We start from the raw sequence: 3,468 nt of genomic DNA, 5'->3' as shown, positions 1-3,468 counted from the left end.
ATCATATTTGTTACTTGACTACTAAATGTATTTCCAGCAGCCGAAACAGATTTTCCACCAATAGGAATCATCATAAATTTTTTCATTCCTAAACTACCTGCACCAGTTATTCTTGTCATTATTGACAATTTGAGAATTAATAAAATATCCCAGAGATTTAATAAACTTTCTGCTAAAGATAATTTTTTTTCTTCAGCATATTCTTGTGAAGATGTATTTTCTTCTTGGGGGTAATAAATGGCGCGATCGCTCAAATAAAAGGTTATTTGTTTTGGTTGGTCATCTAAAGTTTTTGCTGTGTTATTTTCCCAATATTCTCCTCGGGATCTATAGATAACTTGTATGACTTCCATTAAATTTCTTTCTATTTGGAATTTAGGGATTTCTACTAAGATAATTTTTGCTTTAGGAAAGGATAAACCTCGACTTGCTGAAGATGTCATAAATACAACTTTGACGTCTTGTTTACATTCTTCTATTTTGCTCTTTTTTTCACCGGATAAATTAGCGTGTATTTCCAGATAGTCTGTATATTGTTCAAATTTTCGATACTTACTAATTTTGTCTATTAATTCTTGTAGCTTTCTTATATCTTGAATATAAACTAAGATTTGACTAGATTCGGGATTATCTAAATAGGAGTTTATATCGGATAAAATGTTGGTTTGAACTGTTTTGATTAACTCTTTATTATTATCTTGAAATTTGGCTTCATTAAATTCATAACATTGGAGGAAAATTTTATAAGTTATATCTAAACTACTAGCAGGATAAGAATTAGCATTAATAGCAATTGCTGGTTGTTGATTAAATTCAAAAGTCTCTACTTTTAAGGGCGAATCGTGAATCTCCCCTACAGGGCGAAAATAAATTTTATCTGGTTCTGGAGAAGTCTGGGATAAGTGTTGTTGAATAACTTCTTTTTCGACAATAGAAGCATCAGCAACAATGACTTTTGTATTAAATCCAAATTCAGGATTAGTTAGATTGTAATCTTTCAACAATTCCTTAATTCCATGCAAAAAATTAACCCCACTATCATCTCCAGTTACTTCATCTATCATTATAAATATGTGCTTTATTCTCTGAGAAATTTCTTGCATTTTTTCAGGCATCACACCTGTATTTCGGTTATAAGCATCTTTGAATATTTCCCGGAGATGCTTCAGAGTATCTGCACCATTCGGTGTTTTTCTTAAAGATTGAATCGAGACTGTAGCGACAATATTATTAGAGATATTTTGATTAATAGTGGTATATATTCCCTGACAGATACTATAGAGAACTCCCGTACTTTTTTCCCCAATATCTTTAATATTATCCTCCGTTTCTCTATAAAATCGCGACTTTGTACAGGCAGTTTTTGGTAGGGGCTTGGTAACCAAGCCCCTACCAATTGGGATAAAATTGACAGTATTTTTCGTGAAATTATCTTGACGAATATTGGAACGATAACTAACTGTAGGTTTGCCATTATTTTCTTTAATAATAATGGAATTTGTGGTGAGACCAAATATTTTATCGCTACATAAAGATTCGCCATTTTTCGACTTAAACTTACTAATTAAATCGACATTAACTTGAGTGCGAGGACTAACATAAAATAATAGAAATCCATCGTTGATGTGAGATTTTAGAAAGTTGGCGATCGCTGTAGTTTTTCCTATTCCGGGATTACCGGTTAAAAATACATAAGTTTTCTCACTTTCCAGAGCTTTTTCAATTAATTCAGCATGAGCTTTTCTTAAAGTTGACTTGGTAGTAACATCCATTTCTTTTGCTAAATAATCCCGGATAATACCTACTGAATTAAAGAAACCATCAATTTTTTCTTGATGAATTATTGGAGTAATTTTATCCTCCTTACCATAGAGATTTTCTACAGATAATTCTTGGATAAATTTTCTACCATTTTGAAAACTTTTTTTGGCATTAAGTTTAATTTTTTCCAAGACTTCTTGACGAGCAATTTTTATCTCTTGCTCCTTCGGTTCATTTTGATAAATTTCTGCACAAGTAGCAAGAATATTAATATTTTTTGGTTGTAAACAGAGAGAACTAATGTTGCGATCGCTATATCCTACTGCATTAAAAAGTAATGACTTGGAGCTATCTAATATATCGGTTTCTTTCTGGAGAAAATTATAGAAACTATAAGCATAAGCACCAGCTTGAATTAACTTAGTAGTTTCCTTATCTTTACGTTTAAAAGCAGTAAAATATCGTTTCAAATCTGGGGAAAATTCTAAACCCAAATCCTGAGTATCTCCCGTATCTATTCGGAGATTAGAAAAAACACTTTTAGAACGTATATGTTTAATATCTCTCATCAAAATTCGGCGTAATTCTTCTATATTATCCAGGGGTTTTAAATCTTCCATTGACTTAATTGAAAATATCGACAAATCTACACAAATAATTCTAAATTCTCTGCGATAACGTAGCAAAATCAAAGTATCTGCTTGTAAAAATTCTCCTTTTTTGTGGTACTTGGTAACGTAATTCTTAAGTTGGCTATTCAAAACATCAGCAGATAAAAATTGAGATAATAATCTTCTAGTTGCTTGTTGTCTATCCTTAGGGTTAGAACCAAAAGCATTATCTCCATCAAAGCTACATTGATAGTATAAAATTTCCGGTTTTCTCAGGTGGAGTTTCCAATTAGTTGACTTAATATATTCACGGAAAAAATTTAATCCAGCAATAAATCCTTTCTGAATAAAATATTGACTCCATCTTTCTAGATTTTCAATACTCCCTTGACTAGATATTTTCTCTGCATCTGCGATTTTCCTAACCAGAGTTGGTAATCTGAGTGTCTGTAAATCTTGAAGATATAAATCACCAAAGTAATTTTGATATTTCTGGTGTTGAATATCAGCAAGTATGCCAATATTAAATCCTACTTCAAATAAACGTCCTAAATTTTCAGCAAGTGACATAATTTTCTCCTTTTGATTGATAGTAGTTTTAGCTTTCTCAAGTTTTTCAATTAACATTATCTCAGCTAAGGGCAGATTTTTCCTGACTCTTAAATATGGATAGTCTCAAAATTTTCCACTTTGGGAATTTGAGAGAAAATTTGATAATTTTCCCGAAAATGTCTAAGTCTAGTTGGGAGAGATATATCTGGCAAAGGCAGATTTTTCCTGACTCTTAAATATGGATAGTCTCAAAATTTTCCACTTTGGGAATTTGAGAGAAAATTTGGAAATTTTCCCGAAAATGTCTAAGTCTAGTTGGGAGAGATATATCTGGCAAAGGCAGATTTTTCCTGATTCTTAGATATAGATAGTCTCAGAATTTTCCACTTTGGGAATTTGAGAGAAAATTTGGAAATTTTCCCGAAAATGTCAGAGTCTAATTGGGAGAGATATATCTGGCAAAGCCAAATTTTTCCTAACTCTTAGATATAGATAGTCTCAAAATTTTCCACTTTCGGAATTTTACGGAAAATTCTCAGCTTTT

At 31.6% G+C, this 3,468-nt stretch carries 1 protein-coding gene; it reads right to left on the bottom strand.

The window, feature by feature from the left end; genetic code table 11:
• Positions 1–2,942 (bottom strand): helicase-related protein (locus AFK68_RS05395; RefSeq protein ID WP_143437552.1); only part of this gene is annotated, 2,942 nt, incomplete at its 3' end.
• Between the last annotated feature and the right edge of the window lie 526 nt (positions 2,943–3,468).

The organism is Hydrocoleum sp. CS-953 (assembly GCF_002260545.1).
GTDB lineage: Bacteria > Cyanobacteriota > Cyanobacteriia > Cyanobacteriales > Microcoleaceae > Trichodesmium.
The sequence above is the reverse complement of the archived record's forward strand: the minus strand, read 5'-3'. Positions and strand labels throughout refer to the sequence as shown.